The organism is Burkholderia sp. PAMC 26561, from assembly GCF_001557535.2.
Lineage (GTDB): Bacteria > Pseudomonadota > Gammaproteobacteria > Burkholderiales > Burkholderiaceae > Caballeronia.
This window is the reverse complement of record NZ_CP014310.1, coordinates 450,625-474,064: the sequence shown is the minus strand read 5'-3', so window position 1 is coordinate 474,064 and position 23,440 is coordinate 450,625. Positions and strand designations below refer to the sequence as shown.

Annotated in this window: 15 protein-coding genes and 6 pseudogenes; 7 read left to right on the top strand and 14 right to left on the bottom strand. The window is 55.8% G+C overall.

The window, feature by feature from the left end:
• On the top strand, window positions 1-768 hold the full coding sequence (istB, locus tag AXG89_RS32825) for an IS21-like element helper ATPase IstB (RefSeq protein ID WP_062174797.1): 768 nt from the start codon (window positions 1-3) through the stop codon (window positions 766-768).
• A gap of 566 nt (window positions 769-1,334) precedes the next feature.
• Window positions 1,335-2,911, top strand: a protein-coding gene (locus AXG89_RS32815; protein ID WP_236873570.1) for an IS3 family transposase whose coding sequence is annotated in 2 segments (ribosomal slippage) — window positions 1,335-1,794 and window positions 1,794-2,911 — 1,578 coding nt in all. Because the reading frame shifts where the segments join, the coding sequence is not laid out codon by codon here.
• A gap of 85 nt (window positions 2,912-2,996) precedes the next feature.
• On the opposite strand, the pseudogene AXG89_RS32810 reads toward AXG89_RS32815, so the two are convergent.
• Window positions 2,997-3,788, bottom strand: a pseudogene (locus AXG89_RS32810) (IS30 family transposase); the annotation flags it as partial.
• A gap of 52 nt (window positions 3,789-3,840) precedes the next feature.
• Between AXG89_RS32810 and AXG89_RS43830 the strand changes: the two are divergent.
• A pseudogene (locus tag AXG89_RS43830) lies at window positions 3,841-4,040 on the top strand (IS5/IS1182 family transposase); the annotation flags it as partial.
• Window positions 4,041-4,125: 85 nt separating this feature from the next.
• On the opposite strand, the gene AXG89_RS32805 reads toward AXG89_RS43830, so the two are convergent.
• The 13 genes and pseudogenes from AXG89_RS32805 to andR all read right to left on the bottom strand — a co-directional run.
• Entirely contained in the window at window positions 4,126-4,332 is a 207-nt protein-coding gene (locus AXG89_RS32805; RefSeq protein ID WP_062174796.1) for a hypothetical protein, read from the bottom strand.
• A gap of 116 nt (window positions 4,333-4,448) precedes the next feature.
• Window positions 4,449-5,657 carry a dienelactone hydrolase family protein gene (locus tag AXG89_RS32800; protein WP_062174795.1) on the bottom strand — a complete coding sequence of 403 codons (1,209 nt, stop codon included), beginning with the start codon at window positions 5,655-5,657 and terminating at the stop codon, window positions 4,449-4,451.
• Window positions 5,658-5,686: 29 nt separating this feature from the next.
• A pseudogene (locus AXG89_RS32795) lies at window positions 5,687-6,507 on the bottom strand (SDR family oxidoreductase).
• Complete coding sequence (locus tag AXG89_RS32790; protein WP_062174794.1) at window positions 6,504-7,124, bottom strand: cysteine hydrolase; 621 nt, start codon at window positions 7,122-7,124, stop codon at window positions 6,504-6,506. Before AXG89_RS32790 ends, AXG89_RS32795 begins: the two are co-directional and overlap by 4 nt.
• Window positions 7,124-7,666 (bottom strand): aromatic-ring-hydroxylating dioxygenase subunit beta, encoded by a 543-nt coding sequence (locus tag AXG89_RS32785; protein ID WP_062174793.1) that lies wholly within the window; start codon window positions 7,664-7,666, stop codon window positions 7,124-7,126. The genes AXG89_RS32790 and AXG89_RS32785 overlap by 1 nt, the downstream gene beginning before the upstream one ends.
• Window positions 7,666-8,988: an aromatic ring-hydroxylating dioxygenase subunit alpha gene (locus AXG89_RS32780; protein ID WP_062174792.1), complete on the bottom strand. Its 1,323-nt coding sequence runs from the start codon at window positions 8,986-8,988 to the stop codon at window positions 7,666-7,668. The genes AXG89_RS32785 and AXG89_RS32780 overlap by 1 nt, the downstream gene beginning before the upstream one ends.
• Before the next feature lie 25 nt (window positions 8,989-9,013).
• Window positions 9,014-9,964, bottom strand: coding sequence for a PDR/VanB family oxidoreductase (locus tag AXG89_RS32775; protein ID WP_062174791.1), 951 nt, complete (start codon window positions 9,962-9,964; stop codon window positions 9,014-9,016).
• Window positions 9,965-10,765: 801 nt separating this feature from the next.
• Window positions 10,766-11,745, bottom strand: a pseudogene (locus AXG89_RS32770) (IS630 family transposase); the annotation flags it as partial.
• 256 nt (window positions 11,746-12,001) lie between these two features.
• Window positions 12,002-12,952 carry a branched-chain amino acid ABC transporter permease gene (locus AXG89_RS32765; protein ID WP_062174790.1) on the bottom strand — a complete coding sequence of 317 codons (951 nt, stop codon included), beginning with the start codon at window positions 12,950-12,952 and terminating at the stop codon, window positions 12,002-12,004.
• Between the two features lie 321 nt (window positions 12,953-13,273).
• The gene (locus tag AXG89_RS32760; protein WP_062174789.1) at window positions 13,274-14,926 is read right to left on the bottom strand and encodes an HAL/PAL/TAL family ammonia-lyase; all 1,653 of its coding nucleotides are present in this window, start codon (window positions 14,924-14,926) and stop codon (window positions 13,274-13,276) included.
• 16 nt (window positions 14,927-14,942) lie between these two features.
• A pseudogene (locus tag AXG89_RS32755) lies at window positions 14,943-16,087 on the bottom strand (branched-chain amino acid ABC transporter substrate-binding protein).
• A 149-nt stretch (window positions 16,088-16,236) separates the two neighbouring features.
• Window positions 16,237-17,319: a porin gene (locus AXG89_RS32750; RefSeq protein ID WP_082771710.1), complete on the bottom strand. Its 1,083-nt coding sequence runs from the start codon at window positions 17,317-17,319 to the stop codon at window positions 16,237-16,239.
• A gap of 1,414 nt (window positions 17,320-18,733) precedes the next feature.
• Window positions 18,734-19,694 (bottom strand): annotated as a pseudogene (andR, locus tag AXG89_RS32745) (anthranilate 1,2-dioxygenase regulatory protein AndR); the annotation flags it as partial.
• A 268-nt stretch (window positions 19,695-19,962) separates the two neighbouring features.
• On the opposite strand from andR, the gene andAc reads away from it, so the two are divergent.
• From andAc to andAa, 4 genes are read left to right on the top strand one after another with little or no spacing between them, the layout of a single operon-like run.
• Window positions 19,963-21,204: an anthranilate 1,2-dioxygenase large subunit AndAc gene (gene andAc / locus AXG89_RS32740; protein WP_119024749.1), complete on the top strand. Its 1,242-nt coding sequence runs from the start codon at window positions 19,963-19,965 to the stop codon at window positions 21,202-21,204.
• A gap of 18 nt (window positions 21,205-21,222) precedes the next feature.
• Window positions 21,223-21,696 carry an anthranilate 1,2-dioxygenase small subunit AndAd gene (gene andAd / locus AXG89_RS32735; protein WP_086381934.1) on the top strand — a complete coding sequence of 158 codons (474 nt, stop codon included), beginning with the start codon at window positions 21,223-21,225 and terminating at the stop codon, window positions 21,694-21,696.
• A gap of 11 nt (window positions 21,697-21,707) precedes the next feature.
• Window positions 21,708-22,031 carry an anthranilate 1,2-dioxygenase ferredoxin subunit AndAb gene (gene andAb / locus AXG89_RS32730; protein ID WP_062174787.1) on the top strand — a complete coding sequence of 108 codons (324 nt, stop codon included), beginning with the start codon at window positions 21,708-21,710 and terminating at the stop codon, window positions 22,029-22,031.
• Complete coding sequence (gene andAa / locus AXG89_RS32725; protein WP_062174786.1) at window positions 22,021-23,241, top strand: anthranilate 1,2-dioxygenase system ferredoxin--NAD(+) reductase; 1,221 nt, start codon at window positions 22,021-22,023, stop codon at window positions 23,239-23,241. Before andAb ends, andAa begins: the two co-directional genes overlap by 11 nt.
• Window positions 23,242-23,440: the final 199 nt, after the last annotated feature.

The following is a 23,440-nucleotide window of genomic DNA, read 5'->3' as shown; positions in this document are numbered from 1 at the left end:
ATGATGATGCAACAGACCTTGACGCAACTGCGCACTTTGAAGCTCGATGGCTTTGCCGACGGCTTGGAACAGCAATTGACGCAGCCCGGCACGGCGACTCTCAGTTTCGAGGAACGCTTGTCATTGTTGGTCGACCGGGAAGCAAGCTGGCGCGATGATCGCCGTCGCACCCGACTGCTTAAGCAAGCGCGCCTGAAGTATCCGCAAGCCGCCATTGAAGATCTGGACACTCGCGCAGGTCGAGGGATCGACCCGCGTTCGCTCACAAGCCTGGCTCTGGGCGACTGGGTTGAGGCCGGATACAGCCTGCTCATTAGCGGCGCGACCGGCGCAGGTAAGTCATGGCTCGCCTGCGCCTTGGCGCAGTATGCCTGCCGACGCGGACACTCCGCGCTGTATCTGCGCGTGCCGCGGTTGGGCGAGGAACTACGCGTTCTGCACGGCAACGGCGGCTTCACCAAATGGCTGCTGCAGGTTGCTCGCACTGATGTTCTCTTGCTGGACGATTGGGGAATGGCTCCGCTCGATGCAATGGTTCGAAATGATTTACTCGAGATGATCGACGACCGTTCTGCCGGCAAGGCCACAATCGTAACCAGCCAGCTTCCGATCGAACACTGGCATGGCTGGATAGGCGACGAGACCATCGCCGACGCAATGCTTGATCGCCTCATGCACCGTCACCACCGCATCAAACTCACAGGCGAATCTCTAAGAAAGCCGCCTCCGAAGTCCAGCGTATTTGAACCAGAACTCGACCAAAACTAGGGAGGAACTCTACAATCGAAACCGCGCAACGCCCAACCTCGCCGAATCGGTCACGTTCCCGAAATCAGCGGTCACGTTCACCGAAATACGCAACTACTACGGGCGACTCCGTCCCTCTCGCTGGCATCGGTATTCTTCCTCATGGTGTTTGCCATTTGTCATTTCCCTTTACATCCAGCGCGAGGTTCTCACGTTCCGTATCAAAGCCTGTGTTGAGCTCATGCCGCCTATACACCGAATGCCGACGGGTCCGTAAACAGGTATCGTCCCGACTGATCCTGGAGCTTCTGTGCGACCCCAGTTTTGGCAATACTTTATGTCTATAACGATGCGTCATCGGACGGTTCGCTTTCGCTCATCTTCTCAACACTTACCTGACGTCCTGACCGGACGCCTTTTCCACGGTCGCTCACCACCACGCCTCTTAAACGCAGCAGCACCGGGCGGTTTGAAGCCTGCTCCTGCAAGCCGACTTCGGGAGGCCTTCTCCCATCTTCGATACCCCTCTGCGTCACAATAGATGTCGCCTCTGAATTTTCTTAATCCGAAGAACTCAGAGGTGTAGGTTGAATGCCAAACAGACGTATTCTGTTGAATTCAGGGAGCAGGCGCTGGCAAAGGTCCTGCAACGCGGCAACCGGTCCGTAGGAACGGTTGCCGCGGAACTGAACATGAACGTATTAACTTTGAGGAAGTGGATCCGCGTGTCTAACGCCGCAAACCGCAACCCGGGGCCAGTCGATGCACGGCGCCCGGAAGATTGGTCTTTGGAAGATCGCCTGCTGGCATTGCAGCAGAGCCATGGACTGAGCGCCGAGGCACTCAGCGCGTGGTGCCGTGAACGTGGCTTGTTTGTTCATCATCTGGACCAGTGGCGTGCCCAGTTTTGCTCGGCCGGCACCGCGAGCAGCGCACGTGCAAACGCTCCAGAACTGCGCGAGCTGAAACAGGCCAATGCGCAGCTGCAGCGCGAATTGAAACGCAAGGAAAAGGCTTTAGCGGAGGCGGCCGCGTTGCTGATACTTTCAAAAAAGTACCAGGCGCTGTTCGGGGACGAGGACGAATGAGCTCCCCCGAAGAGCGTGCGACATTGCAGGAGCTGATCGGCAAGGCGACTACAGCCGGGGCTCGTCAGGCACGCGCATGTGCTGTGCTCGGGCTAAGCGCGCGCACCGTGCAGCGCTGGCAAGGCGGCGGTCCTGAAGCAGTGGATGGGCGCGCCTTACGCCATCATGATGCTGTTCACAAGCTGTCGACCGATGAGCGCGCTGAACTGCTGGCGGTGGCCAACTCTGTCGAATTCGCTCATCTGCCACCGAGCCAAATCGTCCCTCGATTGGCCGACCAGGGCCGCTACATCGCCTCAGAATCGACGTTCTACCGGGTGCTGCGTGAAGAGAAACAGCTTGCTCATCGGCGCAGTGAACAACCAGCGCGCGCCCGCAGCAAGCCTCGCGCAGTTTGTGCCGACGAGCCCAATCAATTGTTCAGCTGGGATATCACTTACCTGCCGACGACAGTTCGCGGGCAGTATTTCTATCTCTATCTGTTCATGGACGTATTCAGTCGGATGGTCGTCGGCTGGCAGGTCTACGCTGAAGAGAGCAGCGCCCAGGCCAGCGAGCTTCTGAAGGACCTATGTGCACGTGAAGCGATCAAACCGGGTCAGGTGATTTTGCATTCGGATAACGGCGGCCCAATGAAGGGTGCCACGATGCTCGCCACCCTGCAGGCTCTGGGTGTCATGCCGTCATTGAGTCGACCGGGCGTGAGCAACGACAACCCGTTCTCGGAATCGTTGTTCAAAACACTGAAGTATCGGCCGGCCTATCCTCTGCAGGCGTTCGACACTCTATTTGCCGCGCGCGCTTGGGTCACCGTGTTGGTGCGCTGGTATAACCACGAACATCGTCACAGCGCGATCCGTTTCGTCACGCCTGCCCAACGGCACGCCAACCTCGACCAGCAGATCCTCGATCGCCGCGCGATGCTCTACGAGGCGGCAAAGCAGCGCAACCCGCTACGATGGAAAGGCCCCACTCGAAACTGGAAGCGCGTACACACCGTCCATTTGAATCCCGATCGCACAGACAACTTTGAACCCATCAAACGCAACCACCGACAGGAGCAAAAAGCCGCCTAAATTTAATCGTTGAGGCGACATCTACCTTGAAATCTACCGATACAGCATCACAAGCTCTCGCTCATGTTCGTGACACACCGCAAAAAAAATAGACGTTCACGCCAGTTTGAGCGGCAAGTTCTTGATGTCGTGAGAGTTCACGCCCCTGGTCGTAAGTGAAGCTTTGACGCAAGTGTTCGGGAATCGAGTTGAGCTTGGCCGAGAAGCCGGCCAGTGCAGATTCGGCTGTGGCATCGTGCATCTTGGCCAGCAGTACCAGACGGCTTGTTCTCTCCACCAACACGCCAACTGAGGAGCGATTGCCTTCGCCTTTGATGAAGTCGCCCTCCCAGTGCCCGGGCATCACGCGATCCTCGACTTCAGGTGGGCGCACGTGAATGCTGACCATATTGGGAATTTGCCAGCGGCGATCATTACGCCGCGTGCGCGACATACGGGCGCGGTGAGCACGACGCAAACAAGCAATGAGTTGGCGCCGTAATTCTCCGCCTGGGTGAGCGTAGATGGTCGTGTAAATCGTTTCGTGCGAGACCTGCAAAGTTGGATCGGTCGGAAACATACGCTTGAGAACTCCAGAGATTTGCTGAGGTGACCAACGCCACTCGAGCAGCGTGAGGACGACCCTCCAGCAGGCGCTGTGAGGCCCAAGCTTGGGCGTGGTGACCGTGTCCGCTCGTCGGGCCGAACTGAGCGCGTGCGCCGCCGCTGGGACATAACCGAGCACAGAGCTATTGCGCCTCAGTTCACGGCTGAGGGTAGAGGCTGAGCGTCCGAGTATGCGGGCCATGGCCCGGATACTCGAGCCCCGTTGACGCAGGCTCGCGATCTCTAGACGTTCCTCGGCTTGCAACTGCTCGTACTGATTCGCTTTGTGCATTACAACACCTTATACGCTTTGGTGTTGCGCTTCAGTTTTGAGCCCGCCCAGCAAGGTGCGCAAGCACGTCTACTCCAATCGGCGGACTTGGCGTAGGGTCCATCTCGGCTAGCCGTGAAGACGGGCCAGATACGTGCGGCGCTAATAACGCATTAGGACGTAGACAACGCAACTGCATTTCCCGGTTTATTTGCGCAGATCTCAGCCGATGAATCCATCGAAACGATAGGCGGTGATGGTGCATACGATTCAAACTAACGCCACAACGTGATGGTCGGGGGCGGCGCTAATCGACGACTCCGGCTGCGGGAACTCTCCGTTAAAGACAGCGGGAACCTTATCGGGCGAAATTAAGTTGATCGCCATTAGGATCTTTCAGCTCCGCATTCTTTTTCACGCGATTGGCCTTGCGGACAGCCATTTTTTGCGCCTTCCGTGTTTGCTTTGGCGTCGACGCACTGGCACTGTCAGCGGGTTGCGCCCACGCGATAGTGCTGACCAGCGCGAAGCTCAGGCTCGACGCAACTAACACAACTCCGATCATTCGAACTCGGTACATCAAGATCCTCTCATTTGGTAAGCGGTTGATTGAACGGCAAGCGAACGGCTGCAATCGCTCAGCGCGTTCGCATGTCAAGCCTCGATTAGTCTCTCGACGCCTTACGTCCGGTTCGGCATCAGTGTGTTGGACGGAAGAGATTCATCCATCAGCTTGCGTGTCGCTTCGATTCCTGCTACCGGCAAGCCCACTGGATCCAGCAATCCGATTTGCACGAGGACACTCGCCTGATCCCAATAGATATGTTCGTTATAAAGCTTGGGGCCGCGAAAAGCGACCACAACCAGCATCGGGATTTCAACTCGCTTATGCGTAGGTGCAACACCCGGCAGTATCCAGTCGACTTCCCGGTCGTGGGTGAACGAAAGCACAAATTCATCGACCATCCGGTCGACGCCCACGACTCTTGAGATCGGCGTCATTTTTGTATCCGCCGGGTTGCTGTGTATGAAGTGATTAGTGTAGAACCTCAGTAGTTCGCTGTGCCCTGTGCCGCCTGTCATGGTCGGAACGTGGTTGACGTAGGGCTCGGGAACCATTGTTCGCATTGTTGCTTCGGGGTTGCGTTCGCCGAACTCAAGAAAAAAATGATGGTCGGCCAATGCGCTGAGATCGTAAGCTGGACCCAGCGTGCGCCGTAACGTTTCCAGACTCCGGCTATGTGCCGGCAGCGCAGCGGATTTAACGAAGGTCGGGCCGCTCCGGCTGAAAGCGTGACTCGCTTCCGGATAAACGTATAACTTGAAGTCCGGTCTTTTCTCGACCGCCTCGCTGATTCGGTCTATCGCTTCGGGCGGGTTCAACGGGTCGGTCGCCCCAAAGTGCAGCGTCACGGGGCAGCGAATCTTCTCGGCAAGATTCAGCTGGTCTTCTATTCCGACTCCGTAATACCCAACAGCGCAATCAACCTCGCATTGCGCCGCAGCGAGCCATGCCAGCTTGCCGCCTAGGCAGAATCCAACGATCCCGACTCGACCCGAAGCCCCCGGCAACGTACGCGCGTGCGCCACTGCGGCGCGGATGTCCGTCATGGCCCTTGGAACATCGAACTGCTCGTAGTAAGCGAAAGCCTGGGCATGATCGTACTCGCTATATCCCAGTTCTATGCCGTCTGAAAATTGATGATAAAGATCCGGCACGACGACAATGTAGCCTTCTTCAGCGTAGAGATCCGCTGTATCGCGGATCTCCTGGTTGATGCCGAATATTTCGTGGAGCAGCACGATAACGGGGCCACTGCCCACTTCGGGCATAGATACGTTCGCATTGAAGACGCTATCGCCCGAAGCGATTTTTATCCGGGTAGTCATGATTGCCTCAAATTTTAAATCAGTAGATCCTAAGCGTCGTCTTCCGCTAGCCGACCGAACCAATCGCGCGGAGATATTCCCTGGTCAGGACCGAGCACGGAAAATCCACCATCCACCGGGATATCGACACCCGTAATCCAGGATGCGTCGGATGAGCATAAAAATGCTATCACCTGCGCTATCTCATGGGACCGGCCTACGCGTCCTAACGGGTGAAACATCTTTCCCACCCGATCAGCGGTTTCAAGCGACCCGTTGGCGAGATGTTCCAGCGAGGGCGACCATGTCCAGGCGGGCGAAACGGTCACTACGCGAATATTGCTGGGAGCAAGCTCGACGGCTAGACTGCGTGTCAGTTGCTGGAGCGCTGCTTTAGAAGCCGGATAGAGCGCCCGGCCAACCGCGCCAAACTTTCCGCCGGTGCTACCTAGATTGATAATGACCCCCCGCCGGAGATGTGCTTCGATGACTTGCCCGCAAAAATTGCGGCGGAAACGAGGTTCACATCCAGCAAGCGCCGCCATTGTTCACGCGTGGACGCAAGGCCCCTATCCTCATAGATGCATGCGTTATTGACCAGGATGTCGAGGCGACCAAAGACTTCCAAAGTGGCGGCAACGGCGCGGTCGATCTGGTCGTCGTCCGTTACGTCAGTCTCGATGAAGCGGCCGGCCGGCCCCAGGCTCTCCGCCAGGGAGACGCCGCCCCGGGCATCGATGCCGACTACCATTACGCTCGCTCCCGCATCAATGAAACCCCGTGCAATGGCTTCACCGAGGCCCTGGGTGCCTCCCGTCACGATCGCGACCTTACCTGCCAGCCTGCCGGCAACACTCGCCCCAGCGATCATTCGCCACTCTCTGCCGCGGCCATGGCTGCGTCAACGGTACTCACCTCTGCGATAAGACTCATAGTTCGGAGGGACGCCAAGTGAACTTCCCGCTCAGCGGCTGCGCAAGCGTCCGCAGCAATGGTCACGTGATAGCCAAGATCCGCTGCGTGGCGCGCCGTCATCTCGACGACCGAATGCGTCGCGACGCCTGCAATGATCAAGTGTCCGACACCCAGCTTGGCCAGCAGCAATTCTAGCGGCGTCCCTATGAACCCGCTGGTCCGAAGATGGTGGAGCACATATTCGTTTTTGCGCGCGTTGTCGGGAGCCAGACCCTCGTGAAACTGCGCGCCCCATGATCCTTCGACAACCGCTCCCAGCTTTGCAGTCTCTCGAAAGATGCGGCAGTTCTGGACTAGGTCTGCAAAATCCTCCCGAAAAGCAATACGTATATGGAATATCGGCAAGCCCATCTTTCGCGCTACATGTAACATTCGCCGCGCCGAACTAATAACGTCATTGCGAGCCGAATCATCCGCATTCATTCCAACTCTGATCACGCCATCAGGATGGAGCGTGTCGTTCTGATAGTGGAGCGCCAGCACAGCCGTCCGCACGTCACGATGGCGATCCATTACAAGAATATCTCCAGGTTTGCGAAGGTGTCCCGCGAATTCACAAGGTCGATACGCTTAAGGTAAATCTTCCATCGCGCACCGTCTGCACCGCTTTGCACTTCGAGTTTGTGCGTTGTAAGTCCTGCAAGATGTCTCTGATCGAGACGCCACTCGGTGACGCCTAACGTTGAATGCACAATAAGCCGCCCCGATTCGTCCAACCCCTCTATCAATACGTTACTGACAGTGCGCGCCGTCCGCGTGAACGGCTGCTGAGACCAGTTGCGCGCGTTGGTAATGCGACGCACGCGAACGTCGCGCAACGTGGCATCCTCCCAAAACAACGAGATATGGTCGCGCGCGTTTTCCTGATCTGGCTCATGCGGCACCCAATACATACCGTCGGGTGTCCAAAGTGCTAGCCAGTCTTCAAAATGACGCGTGTCCAGCGTCCGAGCTTCTCGAAAGAGAAATCGCTGAACTTCTTGTTGAAGTGCGTCGGTCACTTCCACCTGGCTCACGGCCGCGACTGAAAGATCGAAGGTAGGAGAAAACAGCATCAGGCAATGTCCCTTTCCGCATCGTCGTCCAGCATGAAACGTTTCCATGCGGCAAACTGGTTTCGCATAGGCAGCTCGCTCGTTCCATTGAACGAGACCATGCCGTCTTCGACCGCCAGATCCGTACCCATGTATCGATGCATGCTGATCCAGTCGCCACCGTCAGTCAGGTTACCCTCCTGGCACCGCGCGTAAACTTCGACATCGTCAGGCATGACGTTGGACGACGGCGAATTGATAACGTTGGCATAAGTCATGGCCCGTTCAAATACCGAAGCTGGCGCTTCCTTGAGCTTAAACAATTGAATCTCGACCAGTGTTCTGTTAACTGAAATCGGCCGGATCACGCGAAACTGCTGAAACACCGTATGCGGAGAGCCGCTGCCGTAGATAACGGTGTTGTGACGGTTCATGCCAAGGATTTCGCGCGCGCGGTCTGCGCCATACGCTTGCGACAAGGCGACGAAGTGCTCGTTCGATACGGGATCTCGTTCTGCTGCAGCGGGATCGAAGATGCCCTCCATGTATCCGTGCCCGTTTTCATAGGCGCGCAATTCAAGTTTTTCCCAAAATTCGTATGGCTCGCCGTTTCCCTCCATGATGAGAAGTTCAAATGGCAATGACCCAAGCTGCTCCGCTGTGGACCTCGCAGATACAACCGACGACTCATGCGTAACCGGCGCATGCATGGTGTCGTGCAAATTTTCATAGAACACTTTCCAGTTGGAACGCTGAACTACGCGGAACACGCCACCTGACACTTCGACTTCACCGATAGGAGAACGGTCGCAGAGGTTGTCAATTGATGACGCCGCGCCACTAAGAAAGCTGACCAGATCGGGGCCTTCAGTAGATTGGCTTGCAAATACGAAACCCCGGTATGCGCTAACGCGCGGCAACTTCCGCATCGAAAAGTCCGGAAGCTTGGGATCGAAGCATGTATTCTGGAGCCCGTTTTTCAGCGGAGCCGATAAATGCGTGCCGTCGTGCTTGAATGTCCATCCGTGATACGGACAGCGAAAAAATTTACCGATCGACCCATCGCCATCAGCCACGACCTTTGCCCCTTTGTGGGGGCAACGGTTATAGACCACTTGAATCTGTCCGTCGGAGGCGCGTACCATTACCACGTCCTGATTGCCAAGCCGGCTGGTATGATAGTCCCCAGCCTTTTTGACCTGGCTTTCGTGGCCAACATAGATCCACGCTTTGCCATAGATACGCTTCATTTCGAGCTCAAAGATCTCGGGGTCCGTATAAACCATTTTGTGAACACCATCAGGGCGCACCAAGCTTTTGATTATTTCGTTTGGAATGCTCATTATAGTTCCTTGAACATGGATACGACTATAGATCCAACACTAGCAGGGGTGACACAGCACGGGACACGCAAGGACAAAAGGCGCCACGTTCTCGATCCGTAGTTGATAAGCATATATCTCGGTGGTCGGCCTCACCTTCCACAATCTGGGTCGTGCAGACGCCGCAGTCGCCTCGCCGGCAATCGAAAAGCGGATCTAGACCTGCCTCCATCATTACATCGAGAATCGATTTATTTGCCGGCACCGAGAGAGTCACATTGCTAGCGCGGAGCTTAACTGTGAAATCCGAATTGTCGTCTACGGCCTGAGCGGCTGTGAAAAGCTCGCTGTGCAACTGCATCTTCGGCCAACCAAGCGCTCGCGCTTCCAGGAGCACCGCATCGATGAGTCCTCGCGGGCCGCAAACATACAAATGTCTGCCGGGGATGCGGGCGCCCAATGTGCCGGCGAGCGGAATCCCCCGACTAGGTTCACCTCCGTCAACCCAGCAGGTCGAGTTAGCCAGACCACAGACCTCCGCCCTGTAAGCCATTGAATTTTCCTCGCGCCCGGCGTAGTGCAGTTCATAAGACTTTCCCGCAGCTGCAAGTTGACGCGCCATTGACAGAATCGCGGTGATGCCAATACCGCCTGCTATCAGCAGATAACTCGACGCGTAATGATCCAATGGGAAGTCGTTACGCGGCACGTCAACAAATAGCCCGTCGCCAACTTCAAGTTGGTGAACCCATTTTGAGCCTCCGGTGCCGGTCCGCTCCAGTTGAACGGCAATTTCGTAATGATCCGCGTGCTCGTCGGAATTGACAAGCGAGTACGCGCGGCGCTGCGTATGTCCGTCTATCTTTGCGTGTACGCGGATGTGTGCACCTGCCTCAAACGGCGGAGGCGACGTACCATCCTCAGGGACAAGCAAAAGCCGACGAATGGTCGGAGTCAGAGCGTCGATGCGCTGAATTAGCATCCGCAGTGATGTCATCCGAAGCACTCCTTGTATTGCCGAGATTAGTTTGACAGTGTTACTTTAGGCCAACCAACTGGTTCCCTATATCCGTTTCTCGCAGGTACCGTCCAAAATACGTGGATTGGTTCTAAGACGCATGCTCAATCAGCATGGGCGCGTAGACTTTTACATCAGATTTTTAATCTGAATATCAGGCACCGCGGCTCTCGGTGTTGCTTTGGAAGATAACGGGACGCATATATCACGCGCTTCTCGAGCTATTCGTTCTTCGAAACCTCTTCGCACTGACGCGGAACGCATGAAGCTCCGGATTGAGGACGCAAGCTCCGTCTTCGATAGCATTTTGGTTGCCTATTGTCGGAAGGTTACTTCCGCAAATTGGAGGAACCCGCAGACTTCGCCACAAACCGCAAGCCCTACTCGATCGAACGTTCAGTGGTCTTAGCAACGCGGCGGCCAGGACCTGGCCACGTCTTACACCGCCCCGAGCACGTCAGTACGCACTCTCGAGGTGCTTTTCGGTCGGATGGGTGATAGATGCCAGCCGCTGCAAGCCGGCGAAACGATATGGCCGCGCTATCACATTGCCAGTACAGCATCTGTTCCGCCGTGAAGCTACTGCCAATTTGGACGGGGGCGTCCAGTCACCGCACCTTGGGGGCGACCGATTAGCGCCAAAGCAAGCGCGGCACGCCCGCAAATGGAGAAGCGCTCTTCGGCATAGGCGCACTCCATCACAGTAAGCTGTTGCCGGGTGTGCCGGGCTTGCGGAAAATGGCCGCGCCAGGCGAGCCGCGCACGAATTGCGGCGCCGAGGTTTTGCTCGCGGATATAACGCATCAGTTTGCGATCCAGATCCTTCACCGAAGTGAAGACGCCGCGAGCGATCACATCACGCTGAATGCGTGAGAACCAGTTTTCCACCTGGTTAAGCCACGAAGAGTAAGTCGGCGTGAAGTGCAAGCGCACGTTGCGATGCGCGGTGAGAAAGTCGACCACCCGCTGCGTCTTGTGGCTGCTCACGTTATCGCAAATGACGTGGATTTCCCGACGTTTGGGCTGGCTGGTGACGACGTCAGTCAGAAAGGCCACAAACTGCTCGCTGGTGTGGCGCGACGCCGTCTTGCCCAGCACCTCGCCGGTCGCCGTATTGAACGCCGCGAACAGGCTGAGTGTCCCGTTGCGTTTGTATTCGAAGCCATGGCTCTCGGCGCGTCCCGGTGACAGCGGCAGCATCCGGTCCTTACGCTCAAGTGCCTGGATCGCGGTCTTCTCATCCACGCAGAACACCGCCGCGTGCGCCGGCGGGTTCAGATAAAGCCCGATCACGTCGGCCGCCTTGGTCTCGAAGTCCGGGTCGTTGGAGACCATGTGCCGCTCCAGGCGCTGCGGCTTGATGCCGTGCTTACGCCAGATGCGCTGCACGGCTGAGACCGACACATCGCCCAGCACTGCTGCAAGTATGTAGCTGCTCCAGTGTGTGGAACCGTCAGATGGTTTGTGCTTGAGGGTGCGGTTAAGTACACGCGCTTCCAACTTGGCAGGCGGCTGCTCAGGAGCGCGCCCGGGATGGCGAGCGTACATGCCGGCCAGTCGCTCGTTGAGGAAGCGTCCCGACCAACGTGCGATGAAACGCGAGTCGCAGCCTAGCGCGCTCATGATTGCGTCGCGCGTTCACCGTCCTCGAGCATCAAGATCAGCTTTGCACGTCGCACGTCCGCCGCGCGCACCGTTCGGCTGCGTGCCGCTGAAAGTAATTGCGCACGTTCGGTATCAGTCAGATTCATTTTTCCCATGCCCTAAATTCAAACATAGACGGGGTGCACAGTCAATGACGCAGTGGACTAGGGGAGGCTCCCTACGACGAAGGGCGAAGTATAAAATGCGAAAACACATCAAACCTTGCCTGCACGCCTGGCAAACGGCCCAAACACCAGCAAAGCCACCACGGGCGGAAGGATTGCGTTAGTTCTGGATTGACCGCGTTGTCGTCGGAACAAATGGTTTGACGCAGCAAGTGCCCCGGTCGACGTCACTTTACACGCGAGGTTTTCAAGCCCGATCCGCCACGCGCTCACCTAACAGTCCGGACGGTCGAAACACGAGCACGATGATCAGCACCATGAACGCAAACACATCCTGAAAATTGCTCCCAAACACGCCTCCTGTTAATTCACCGATATAACCAGCTCCTAGCTGTTCTATTAGCCCAAGCAATATTCCGCCGACCATCGCACCACCGAGGTTGCCGATACCGCCCAACACTGCCGCCGTGAAAGCTTTCAAGCCGGGGATGAAGCCCATGTAGAAGTGCGCGTTGCCGTACTCGGATACGATCATTATGCCGGCTATCGCAGCAAGTGCCGAACCGATCATGAAGGTCGCAGAGATCACAAAATTCGGGTTCACTCCCATTAGGCTTGCCACACCCGGGTTTTCGGCAATCGCCCGCATCGCGCGCCCGAGCTTGGTTTTGTGAACCAGGAGCAGCAGGCCGCCCATCACAGCAAATGCCACCAAAATAATCACGATCTCAGTCATCGATATAACGGCGCCAGCTCGGTCGGCAGTTGCAGAAATCACCTCGATAGGATCCGTCGGCAACAACTGAGGAAAAGCGAGCGGGTTGCGGCCCCAGATCATCATAGCTAGCGTCTGCAGAAGAATCGACATTCCGATCGCTGTTATAAGAGGGGCCATGCGAGGAGCCCGCCTGAGCGGCCGGTAAGCAACGCGCTCAATCGTGTAGCCCACCATCGCGCATACTACAGCAGCGATGATCAGCGCGAGAAACAGCATGGCTACATGATTTAAGGTGGGAAAATGTTTCTGCATAATACCAATCGCAGAAAGGGCAACCATTACTCCTACCATGAGCACCTCCCCGTGAACGAAATTGATGATTCCGAGAATGCCATAGACCATCGTGTAGCCCAAAGCGATGATCGCGTATACGCTACCTAGCACCAAGCCGTTTAATATCTGCTGAATAAATATGTCCATGTGTACCTCTTAAGGGAAGCTCTAACCATCGCTGCGGGAATGAAACGGCAGATGAAGCAATCATGTCTATTCATAATCTCGATAAAATATGTTGTTGTTGACATGAAATTCGCTTTACCTCATTTTGAGGACATCTAGTAGTTGAAACGTCATCGTTATCGAAGCCAAACTAATCGTTAGGATAACCAATTACCTGCTATAACAACTGAAATTTCAGACGCAAGTACTATGACCGGTTCAGACAATGTATAACACTCTGAAGATGCCTAGGCGCAGCCGATATGAGACGGTTCGTCCTCGAACAGGCCGACCGGCCGCTAGTTAAAAGTCTTTAATCCAATTCGAAACCGAAGCAGCAATTGCTTCGGTCGAAATGGCGAGTCTAAGCGCCTCAATGTCACCGAATACCCATCGGTCATCTTTCAAAGTGGGCGGTGCGAATCGCCTCACTTCCTGCCACGCGTGGAACGTCCCTTCTCCAATTGGAAATTCTAAAAATTCGGGGGCGACAAGATCCAAAGCTTGAGATGCAAGAAGCAGCTCAACCGCAACGATGGCTTGAGTATTTTCAACTATGGTTCGAACACGGCGCGCTGAATAACACGAGTTACTAATATGATCTTCAGAATTCGCCTTTGCTGGCAAACTGAGCGTGCTTGCCGGCGCGCACAGTCCCATGTTTTCAAGCGTTAGCCCGGTTCCCATGCTTTGAGCCCCGCCAAATCCGTTGTTGATGCCTGGTTCGATGGCTATCAATCCCGCTGGCAATCCAAAGCTGCAAGCCGGGTCGACGAGCCGCGCAGCTCTACGATCACAGATTGCTCCCAGGTCCGTAACAGCGATAGCGAGAAGGTCCATGGCTTGGGCAACATATTGTCCATGAAAGTGCCCACCAGAGATCGCACAATAGGAGTTATCATCCGTTTTTATGAAAAGCGGATTATCTGTTGAACTATTAATCTCCACGCCCAAGATACCATCAACATAATTCAACGCCTCAAGGACCGGTCCGTAAACCTGAGGCGCACACCTGAGTGAATAAGCATCGTTTATTCTTGGACCCAGCGGCGGTGCATGTCTTTCACTGGTCCCTTGTCCGATCGGTTTCGGCCCTGAAGAAATCCTTACTTCCCTCGCAGCATCGGTGCATCGCTCACTTTTCAAAACCATTTCGCGGATTGCGGTTGCAACGGCCCTCTGGCCTTTGTGAGGGCGCGCGGACATCATCGTATCGTCGAAGCATGACACTTCGCATCTCAACGCTTCAAGTGACAAACACAGTGAAGCGACTGCACTCCTGAGTAGCACCCTCGCATCGTATGCCGCGACGACCGCATACGCGAGCGAAGCCGTCGATCCATTGAGTAGAGCGCTTGCGTCTTTTGCTTGAACGTCGATCGTCGGCGGAAGTCCCGCTTCGGCGAATGCCTTGTCCGCCGGGAGGATGCGGGGTCCGAAGTAAACCAAAGAATCCGAATGACCCATCAAAGCAGCGCCTAAGAAAGCTAAAGGCGCGAGGTCTCCACTCGCACCTACACTGCCTTTTGCCGGGATAATTGGAATGATACCGTGGTTCAGCATTTGGAGGAGTCGCTCAACAACCTCAACGCGGATGCCGGAGTAATTAGTTGCAAAGACATTAGCCCTCAGTACCATCATGGCTCTTACAACTTCCAAGGGCATTGGCTCGCCAGTGCCTGCGGAAGTAGCCATGATCAAGTTCTTCTGGAATCGCGGAATTGCGCTCGGCGAAAGCTTAATATTCTTCCGCGACCCGACACCGGTGTTTAACGCATAGACGGGTGGGGCGTCTTCGGCGAGCCAGTTACTCTCAACAAAATCTCGCGTCGATTGGAGAGCAGCCCTTGCCGCGGGACATAAGCTAACATGGGCATCGCGCCTCGAAATTGCAATTACATCGCTGGCGTTCAAGGACTTCCCGTCAATCACGATATTTTTTTGCGATGCGTCCATTGGGGAATCCTAATAGTCAGTTTTTTACTTTTTCCAAGAATAGCTTTTTCCCATTCTTATAACTGTACAGTGATACCACGCTATTCTGTATGTCACCGTTCGGCTTGAACTTAATGGGGCCAATTACTCCCTCATATGCAGTCGACGGCAGCTCAGCCAGAAGCTTCGCTCGCTCGACCGACTTCGCTCGCTTCATTGCGTCGACGATTATGTGAACCGCGTCATACGACTGCGCAGCGTAGAGCTGGATGGGCTCATCGAATCGCTTTTGGAAATTCGCGAGAAACGCGCTACCACCGGGCAGCTTCTCAACGGGCATGGCAGCTTCCGAGCAGGTCACATTGTCTACGGCAGGCCCAGCCAACTCGGGGAGTTTCTCAGAACATATGCCATCCCCACCGATAATTTTGGACCTGATAGCTAGTTGCGCTGCCTGCTTGGCAAACGCCCCCCCGGTAGCATCGGCGCCAGCGTACATGATCACGTCCGCTCTTTCACCCTTGATCGTTGTAAGTATCGCTCGGAAGTCAGTCGTGTGCTCGTTCACGGCGTCGTGGGAGATCACCGTTAAGCCCGTGGCCTTTGCGCTCTTTTCGAACTGGTCCGCTAGTCCTTTTCCATACGCAGTAGAGTCGTCAACTATAGCGACCGTTTTCGCGTGCAGACTTTGATAAGCGAATTCCGCTAGCGCGGGACCCTGTTGCAGATCGGTCGCCACAAGCCTGAACGTAGTTTTTAGCCCCTGAGTTGTGAATGCAGGGTTGGTTGCCGAGGGGAGATTTCCGCCACACTAGCCTCGCTGTAGATCTTTGATGCGGCTATTGACGTGCCGGATAACATGTGGCCCACCACCGCGACGACATCGTCATCAACGAGCCTTTGCGCAACCTGGGTTGCGGTGCGCGGATCGGCCGCGTCGTCTTGCGCATCAAGCTCCAACACAACGCGCTTTCCGTCGACCATTAGACCACTTTTATTAATATCTTCGACTGCCAAGAGCGCCCCGTTCTGCTGCCCTTTCCCGAAATTGGCAAGCGCCCCCGTCAACGGCGCCGCAAAGCCGATTTTAATCGTTTCTGCGGAGAACGAATTGATTGGGCGCAGAGCCGCGAATATCGTCAGCGCCGCAACGGTAGTGGCGCCGCGAGAAATAAATGACATCTTGAGTTTCCCTATCATAGAAGCTGTAGCGTTGAGAAAAGCAGAGGGGCGTGACAATTGCGTATCTGCTTCGCAGATGCGATAATCCCAGCACTAAAATTGAGCGAAAATCACAAAACGTTTTGCAACGTTACATGCTCGCCGACCAATCAAAACGAATGCCGCAATCCTACTGCTAGGCCGGTCGAGTTTGATTTACCAGGCAATTCAGTATAGGCCCCACCCTTAACTTCGTTGTAATCGGCCGTCGCATAAACTTGTGTAGCCTTTGACAACGAGTATTCCGCCACGACGACCCCGGTATAGCGCTTTCCAGAGTTTCGGGATAGACCGTCTACATTTCTTATGCTGTCGTAATAAAAGGCGCTTCTGATTTCGACGGTTGGAGTGACCTGATAATCGACACCGGTATAGACGATCAGATCCTTCCGCGGGTTCGTAACGTATGAGCCGTATATAACTGTTCGACTGGGATCGTTCAAGAGTTCTTTGTCAAGGACCCCAGTTGCGTCGCTACCACCGAGGTATCCGAGATACAACTCCGCAAGACCCAGCGTGTATCGGGCCGACGCTCCCCACATCTCTTGAGTGTGACTTTGCATGTCACGAAATTGCTGATAAACAGTACCGATCGCGAACTGTGCCTGCGTATACGACGCGTGTGCTCCCCAATACGAGTTCGCACTAAGACTACCAGCTTGTTGACCAAATCCATAGCTGGCCCCAATATCTAAGCCCGAAAATTTTCCATCGTAGTTCACCGTGTTATTTACCCGGCCTTCGCTTAAAAAAAACGGCCATTCTGTCGCAACATAATTAGCGACGGTTAAGGGATCAAACTTACTACCATAAAACGTGAACGCCTCACTATCCTGGCGACCCAATTTGACCGATCCAATTTCATTAGACAGACCAACATAAGCTTTGCGACCGAACAAAGCCCCATCAACTTGACCGCTTTGGGGCTCAAAACCATCTTCAAGTGCGAAGAAAGCTTTTAGGTTGCCTCCGAGGTCTTCCGATCCTTTCAACCCCCACCGGCTGTTCGTGATTGCTCCGTTCGTCAACTGTACGCTTGACTTATTTTCTGCATCCGCACTAGTCGTATAGCGAATGCTTTGATCAACCACCCCGTAAAGTGTGACCGAGCTTTGACTATAGGCTTCAACAGATGCGAAAAAACCGGCGAACGCAGCCACGGTGAACTTTATTTTATAGGAGCGGTTTGTCATCAGATTGCTCGCCTAAAAGTTTAGGAAATTATTTTGAGTCCGTTGAAACTGGTAACGGAAAATCGAGGCCCTAAAATAAATAGCGATGCGTGGTATCGGGCTGCTAAAATTTCTTTAACTGATGCTGATTCTGAAAACTCACAGCCGTGATATTGGCTCCTCTTTCAGCGCAGCACCGCTAGCCACACCTTCTTAGGACAAAATTTGCTAATCTATCCATAAACCGCAGGACGATCTCTCAAAGCGCAAGAAAGCACGAGACCACCTTAAGTGAGCGGCATGCTTCTGATTAATCAGGAAACCTGCATACTAAGCAAAGACGATGTCGCGACTTCTGGGAGGCCCGCTGGCCGCTTCCTTATCGATCGCGAGCAGAGACCGCTTAACTAGGCAGCGGTTGCGCCGATCGACGAGGCACCGCCTCTTAGACCCACACGCACCGCTTCGCTAGCAGGACATTGGCGGCCTTCGGTATCTAATGGAATGACTCCCTCTAATACCGTATTTACGCCTACTGGATAGGCGGTCAAGCCATCCTCCGTTGCCTCGCTTTCTATCGAAAGAATCAGCCCACTTACGGCCATCATTGGAATAAAAATCTTCCTCAACAACACACTGCCTCGAAAAAGATACGAGTCCCAAATCCTAAGAGAGCGCAAAGTTGCTGCCGGTTACGATCAAGTTGGCCTGCATGCTTGCACGAAGCGTATGAACTCAAAATTGCTGGCGATAGCCGCTTCTGAACGGGCACTAGCCATAACTCGCAGATTTGTGGGCAGCAGTCCAAAAACCTTAGAAACACAAGATATACAGTTTTACGGGTAACACATCGACTTAGTGTAGCAGCGCCTTCTGGAGTTGCCGCCTCCAAGCATTCGTGCACTTGTCCCTATCAATCGCGCCAAAGTGCCAGCAACGCAAGGGGGCATACGACTTCCAGATTAGTGTTGCGAAGTAATCTATTTGACCAAGCCACTAACTCTTGAGGATGCCCGAAGCGCGTCAAGCTGCCCAGCTCTGATAGCAGCCCGGCCGCGGGAGTATACAGGATGCTGATGCCGCGCGTGGCCTGCAAGGCGAGTTTGCCGGATATAACCCGCAGTTCTGAAACACCCCGCGCAGAGTCATTTTAAGACGATTGCACAGGGCGAGATGGTCTTCGATGGTTCGCCGATATTCGCTAAATGCGGGGTCTTGCCAAGCGCTACCGACGGAGAAGCCGGTAAGCCAGCGCAGACGCGCGGACCCCCAACTGACGGTGCGTGCTTAGCGCACGCCTCGCCGGAGCAGGAATGCCATGAGTCGCTGGGGTGCCATGTTGTATCGCGAATTGCATCGTTAATTTGGTGGCAATCATGCGAAAACGCGCTGGCTCGGCGAGGCCGCGTTCGTCAATGTCATTATCAAAACTAGCGTCCCGCAGTGTTTCCGATGGGGACTCGCCGAACATCGCTTTATAGACGATCGAGAAACGCCCAAGATGCGCGAAGCCGCAATCAAGGGCAATCTCGGCGACCCTCACGACCAAAGGCGCCGTGCGCAACGCGTCGCGTGCGCGTTCCAGCCGCAATTGCCGCACATGCTGCATGGGGCTCACGCCGCGAAAATGCTGAAAGCCGTCGCGCAACGTGCGAGCCGAAACGCCGACGGCGTTGGCAATATCGAGTAACTCCAGCGGTTCCCTGTAATTTGCTTCGATAAACGCCTCGGCGCGCTTCACAAAGCCGGGCGACACGAGCGACCGATGAAGCGAAGCCCGTGTTTATTTCATTGCCCACGTGACCCGCAGCGAACAGATCGATCAGCAAACTTTCCAGGTGCGTCGCCACTCGCGAATCACTGCGCGCACTCGCGAGCAATTCGGGCGAACTCGCGGCCAGTTGCAATTGCTGCATCCAGCAGCGTAAATGCGAGCTACCCACCGGCACCAGCGACGCAAAGTCCTGCGCGGCCAACCCCGCCTGCGCTTTTAACGCCATTGGATCGATACGCAGCACGAACTGCTCGCATCTCGGCGAGAGCAGTGCATCGAAAGCCTGCCCGGGCGCACATAAAACGCCCTGGTTACGGTTCACCTGCATGGAACGTCCCATCGTGCGGACTTCCGCGTTGCCGGTCACGCAAAACATCAGAAGGTAGTAACCGTCCACCGACTGGACACTCACGCGCATGGCACCGCCGAAAGCGATCGTGCCGAGGCCTAGCCTCCCGAGCTTGACGAAATCCATGTGCGAGCGGCCGCGGCCCGTGCCCGAGGGCACGAGCGCGTGCGGTTGCATCACGCGCGAGCTCAGTTCGCGGGTTTCATCGAGGTCAGTCGATTCGAATAATCGATAGCCCCGCAACGCGTCAGCACGAAAGGCGGCTTGGGACATGGACGGTTCCGGTCGGTGAAAACAGTCACAACGAATGGTAAGTCACTTCGCCGTTCTGCCCGGGGCCGCACCCCCTTCGATCAGCGAAAACGTGCCGGAAGTGGATAGCGAAGCCTGCGCGCAGCCGTTATCGGATAGACCCGCTATTTTGGCGCTCCAAAAATCGCAGCATACCAATCCCCCACGAAAAGGAGAAATCGCCGTGGAAACGAATGCGATGAACGCCCTGGACGCACCGGACGAAAGGGCCGAATTCCCCCTTCGCCCGATGAACCCGCTCGACTCCGATGCAGTCACTTTTCCCCATGACGACGGCTCGCGCGTGCCCTACAAGGTCTTTAGCTCGCAGGCGGTGTACGAGCGCGAGCAGGAGCGGATCTATCGCGGACCGACCTGGAATTTCCTGGCGCTGGAAGCCGAGATCCCGAGTCCGGGCGACTTCAAAAGTACCTTCGTTGGCGACACGCCCGTGGTCGTCACGCGCAACGATGATGGCTCGCTGGCGGCGTGGGTGAACCGCTGCGCGCATCGCGGCGCATCCGTGTGCAGGAAATCGCGTGGTAACGCGAGCTCACACACGTGCGTGTACCACCAGTGGAGTTTCGACAAGAGTGGCAACTTGTTGGGGGTGCCGTTCCGGCGCGGCCAGAAAGGCATGACCGGCATGCCCGCCGATTTCGATCCGAAGAATCACAGCTTGAGAAAGCTTCGGGTGGAGAGCTATCGCGGCCTGGTGTTCGCGACTTTCAGCGAAACGGTGGGTCCTTTGCCTGAGTATCTTGGGGCGCAAATGCGGCCCTGGATCGATCGGATCTTTCATAAGCCAATTGAATATCTTGGCTGCACGCGGCAGTTTTCAAAGTCGAACTGGAAGCTATATTTCGAGAACGTGAAGGACCCGTATCACGCGAGCATGCTGCATCTGTTCCATACGACGTTCAACATTTTCCGCGTCGGCATGAAGGCGCGCTCCATACCCGATACAACCCACGGACTGCACAGCATCATCACGGTGACGAAGACCGGCGAAGACACGTCGGCTGCGTACAAGCAGCAACACATTCGCTCCTTCGACGAAGGCTTCGCGCTTGAAGACGATTCCATCCTCGGCCTGATTTCCGAATACGAAGAAGACACGACCAATCATATCCAGCCGATCTTCCCGCAACTCGTGATCCAGCAGATTCACAACACGCTGGTCGCACGGCAGTTGCTGCCTAAAGGGCCCAATAGCTTCGAGCTGATTTTTCACTTCTTCGGTTATACCGACGACACGCCGGAGATGCGCAAGCTGCGCATCAAGCAGTCCAACCTCGTGGGACCTGCCGGCTATATCTCGATGGAAGACACGGAAGCCACCGAACTGGTCCAGCGCGGCACGATCCGCGATGCCGGCGCGACGTCTGTGATCGAAATGTCACGCGGGAACCCGGACCAGCAGGACACGGTCATCACCGAAAGCCTGATCCGCAAGTTCTGGGTCGGCTACCAGAAGCTGATGGGTTATTGAACTTCGAGAAAAGAGATCATGGAAGCAATGAAGCTGTGGTTCGAACTGCACATGTTGCAGGACCAGTACATCAACAACCTCGACAACGACCGTCTCGAAGCGTGGCCGACGCTGTTCACCGAAGACTGTCTCTACGAGATCATACCGAAGGAAAACGCCGACATGGGTCTCCCAATTGGCATCATCTATTGCAACAACCAGAAGATGCTGCGCGACCGCGTGGTGTCGCTGCGCAATGCCAATATCTTCGAGGAACACAGCTACCGGCACATGACTTCCGGGCTCTGCGTGATGGCGGAGAAGGACGGCGTGATCGAGACGGAAAGCAATTACGTCGTGATCCAGACGCGCTCGAATGGTGAATCGAATGTGTATCAGGCGGGCAAGTACTACGACCAGGTGGTGCGTACCGACGCAGGTTTGCGTTACCAGTCAAAGCGAGTGATTTACGACACCTCGCGTGTGCAGACCCTGCTCGCCACACCGATCTGAAGGAGGAAAGAATGAAACAGTTGGCTCAAGCCTGGTTTCCCGTTGGCGCACTAGATGACTTCGAGGAAGGTGAACCGGTCGCGGTTCTCGCGGGTGAGAAACCTATCGCGGTTTTTCGTCTAGGCGAAGAAATTTTCGCGCTGCACGATCTTTGTACACATGGTCACGCGCGCCTCTCGGAGGGTTTCGTCGAGAACGGTTGTGTCGAATGTCCCCTGCATCAAGGACTCGTCGATATTCGCACTGGTGCGCCGCAGTGCGCGCCTATTGTGGAAGCGGTTCGCACGTATCCGGTTCGCATCAACGAGGGCAGCGTCGAGATCCATGTCCAATGATGCGTATGTGATTGTCGGCGCGGGGCATGCTGCGCGACGTGCTGCCGAGACGCTTCGGTTAAAGGCGCCGGAGTGCCGCATTCTGATGATCGGCGAGGAAGCGGAACTGCCCTACGATCGGCCGGCGCTATCGAAGGATGCGTTGCTTGGGATCGAGGGCGAGCAACGCGCTTTTATGCACAATGCTGACTGGTATGGGCAGCAGCGTATCGAGATGCGGTTGGGCATACGGGTGGCCGCGATCGATCGTGAGCAGCGGTGCGTGTACCTCGGCGATGGCAAGCGCGTCGGCTATCAGCGTTTGCTGATTGCGACCGGATCACGCGTGCGGCGTTTTAGCGGACCGGTCGATGAGGGCGTGAAGCTGCACTACGTTCGTACCGTCGCCGATGCGCGCGCGTTGCGCGAAGCGCTCATACCGGGAGCTCGGGTGACCGTGTTGGGAGGTGGTTTTATCGGGCTCGAGGTAGCGGCGTCGGCGGTATCGCGTGGTTGCGCGGTGACGGTGATCGAGCCCGCAAACCGCTTGTTGCACCGTTCAATGCCTGCTGATCTCGGCGCGTTCATGCTCGGATTGCATCGGCGGCATGGCGTGGATATGCAGATCAATACCACGCCGATTGCCATCGAAAAGACGCCCTCGGGCGCGGTGGTTAAAACCGATTGCGGCGATGTTCCTGCGGACGTAGTGGTGATCGGCATAGGCGTCGTGCCTAACGTGGATCTGGCGGCATCGGCGGGATTGCTGGTCGATAACGGCATTGTGGTGGATCAACACTGCCGTACCGCCGACCCGCTTATCTTCGCAGCGGGAGAAGTGACGAGTCACTTCAACGCACTGCTGGGAAGGCATTTGCGCGTGGAGTCGTGGCAAGTGGCGGAGAACCAGCCTGCCGTGGCAGCCGCGAACATGCTTGGCGGCGAGGAACATTACGCCGAAATGCCGTGGCTTTGGTCTGATCAATATGACTGCAATTTGCAGACACTCGGCATCTTTGCGGCGCATCAATCGGTCATTAAGCGAGGTGACCCGGAGGGCGATGTGTTCTGCATGCTTGCGCTTGGGAAAGACGACAGACTCGAGGCCGTGATGACGGTGAATTGCGGTTGGGAAGTGGCGGTGTGCCGCCGGTTGATGGCTGGAGGGAAGGCGCTTGACCGCGCCCGTCTCGCTGATCCGGGTACACCGCTCAAAGCCCTGCTGAAGTAGCGGCCTTTCCTCGAACGGGTCCGTGTGGACCGCTGCCGAAACCGGGGTTGCGCGAGATCTTCCCCTACATTTGTCAGCTTTCCATGTGGTCGTCTTTTGAAAGCACGGCCGGCTGAAAGAATGACGGAGGTCGTCCTGAAGTCCACCAAACACGGCTCTGTCGGGGATTATAGTGGTGGCAGGCCGATGGTCACATCGG

What these genes read in the sequence shown, in the direction of transcription:
- andAb (WP_062174787.1), top strand. Translation starts at nt 21,708, where the DNA reads ATGAAACAGTTGGCTCAAGCCTGGTTTCCCGTTGGCGCACTAGATGAC.
- AXG89_RS32775 (WP_062174791.1), bottom strand. Translation starts at nt 9,964, where the DNA reads ATGACATCACTGCGGATGCTAATTCAGCGCATCGACGCTCTGACTCCG.
- AXG89_RS32805 (WP_062174796.1), bottom strand. Translation starts at nt 4,332, where the DNA reads ATGATCGGAGTTGTGTTAGTTGCGTCGAGCCTGAGCTTCGCGCTGGTC.
- AXG89_RS32790 (WP_062174794.1), bottom strand. Translation starts at nt 7,124, where the DNA reads ATGGATCGCCATCGTGACGTGCGGACGGCTGTGCTGGCGCTCCACTAT.
- istB (WP_062174797.1), top strand. Translation starts at nt 1, where the DNA reads ATGATGATGCAACAGACCTTGACGCAACTGCGCACTTTGAAGCTCGAT.
- AXG89_RS32780 (WP_062174792.1), bottom strand. Translation starts at nt 8,988, where the DNA reads ATGAGCATTCCAAACGAAATAATCAAAAGCTTGGTGCGCCCTGATGGT.
- AXG89_RS32750 (WP_082771710.1), bottom strand. Translation starts at nt 17,319, where the DNA reads ATGACAAACCGCTCCTATAAAATAAAGTTCACCGTGGCTGCGTTCGCC.
- AXG89_RS32800 (WP_062174795.1), bottom strand. Translation starts at nt 5,657, where the DNA reads ATGACTACCCGGATAAAAATCGCTTCGGGCGATAGCGTCTTCAATGCG.
- andAc (WP_119024749.1), top strand. Translation starts at nt 19,963, where the DNA reads ATGAACCCGCTCGACTCCGATGCAGTCACTTTTCCCCATGACGACGGC.
- AXG89_RS32765 (WP_062174790.1), bottom strand. Translation starts at nt 12,952, where the DNA reads ATGGACATATTTATTCAGCAGATATTAAACGGCTTGGTGCTAGGTAGC.
- andAd (WP_086381934.1), top strand. Translation starts at nt 21,223, where the DNA reads ATGGAAGCAATGAAGCTGTGGTTCGAACTGCACATGTTGCAGGACCAG.
- andAa (WP_062174786.1), top strand. Translation starts at nt 22,021, where the DNA reads ATGTCCAATGATGCGTATGTGATTGTCGGCGCGGGGCATGCTGCGCGA.
- AXG89_RS32785 (WP_062174793.1), bottom strand. Translation starts at nt 7,666, where the DNA reads ATGCTGTTTTCTCCTACCTTCGATCTTTCAGTCGCGGCCGTGAGCCAG.
- AXG89_RS32760 (WP_062174789.1), bottom strand. Translation starts at nt 14,926, where the DNA reads ATGGACGCATCGCAAAAAAATATCGTGATTGACGGGAAGTCCTTGAAC.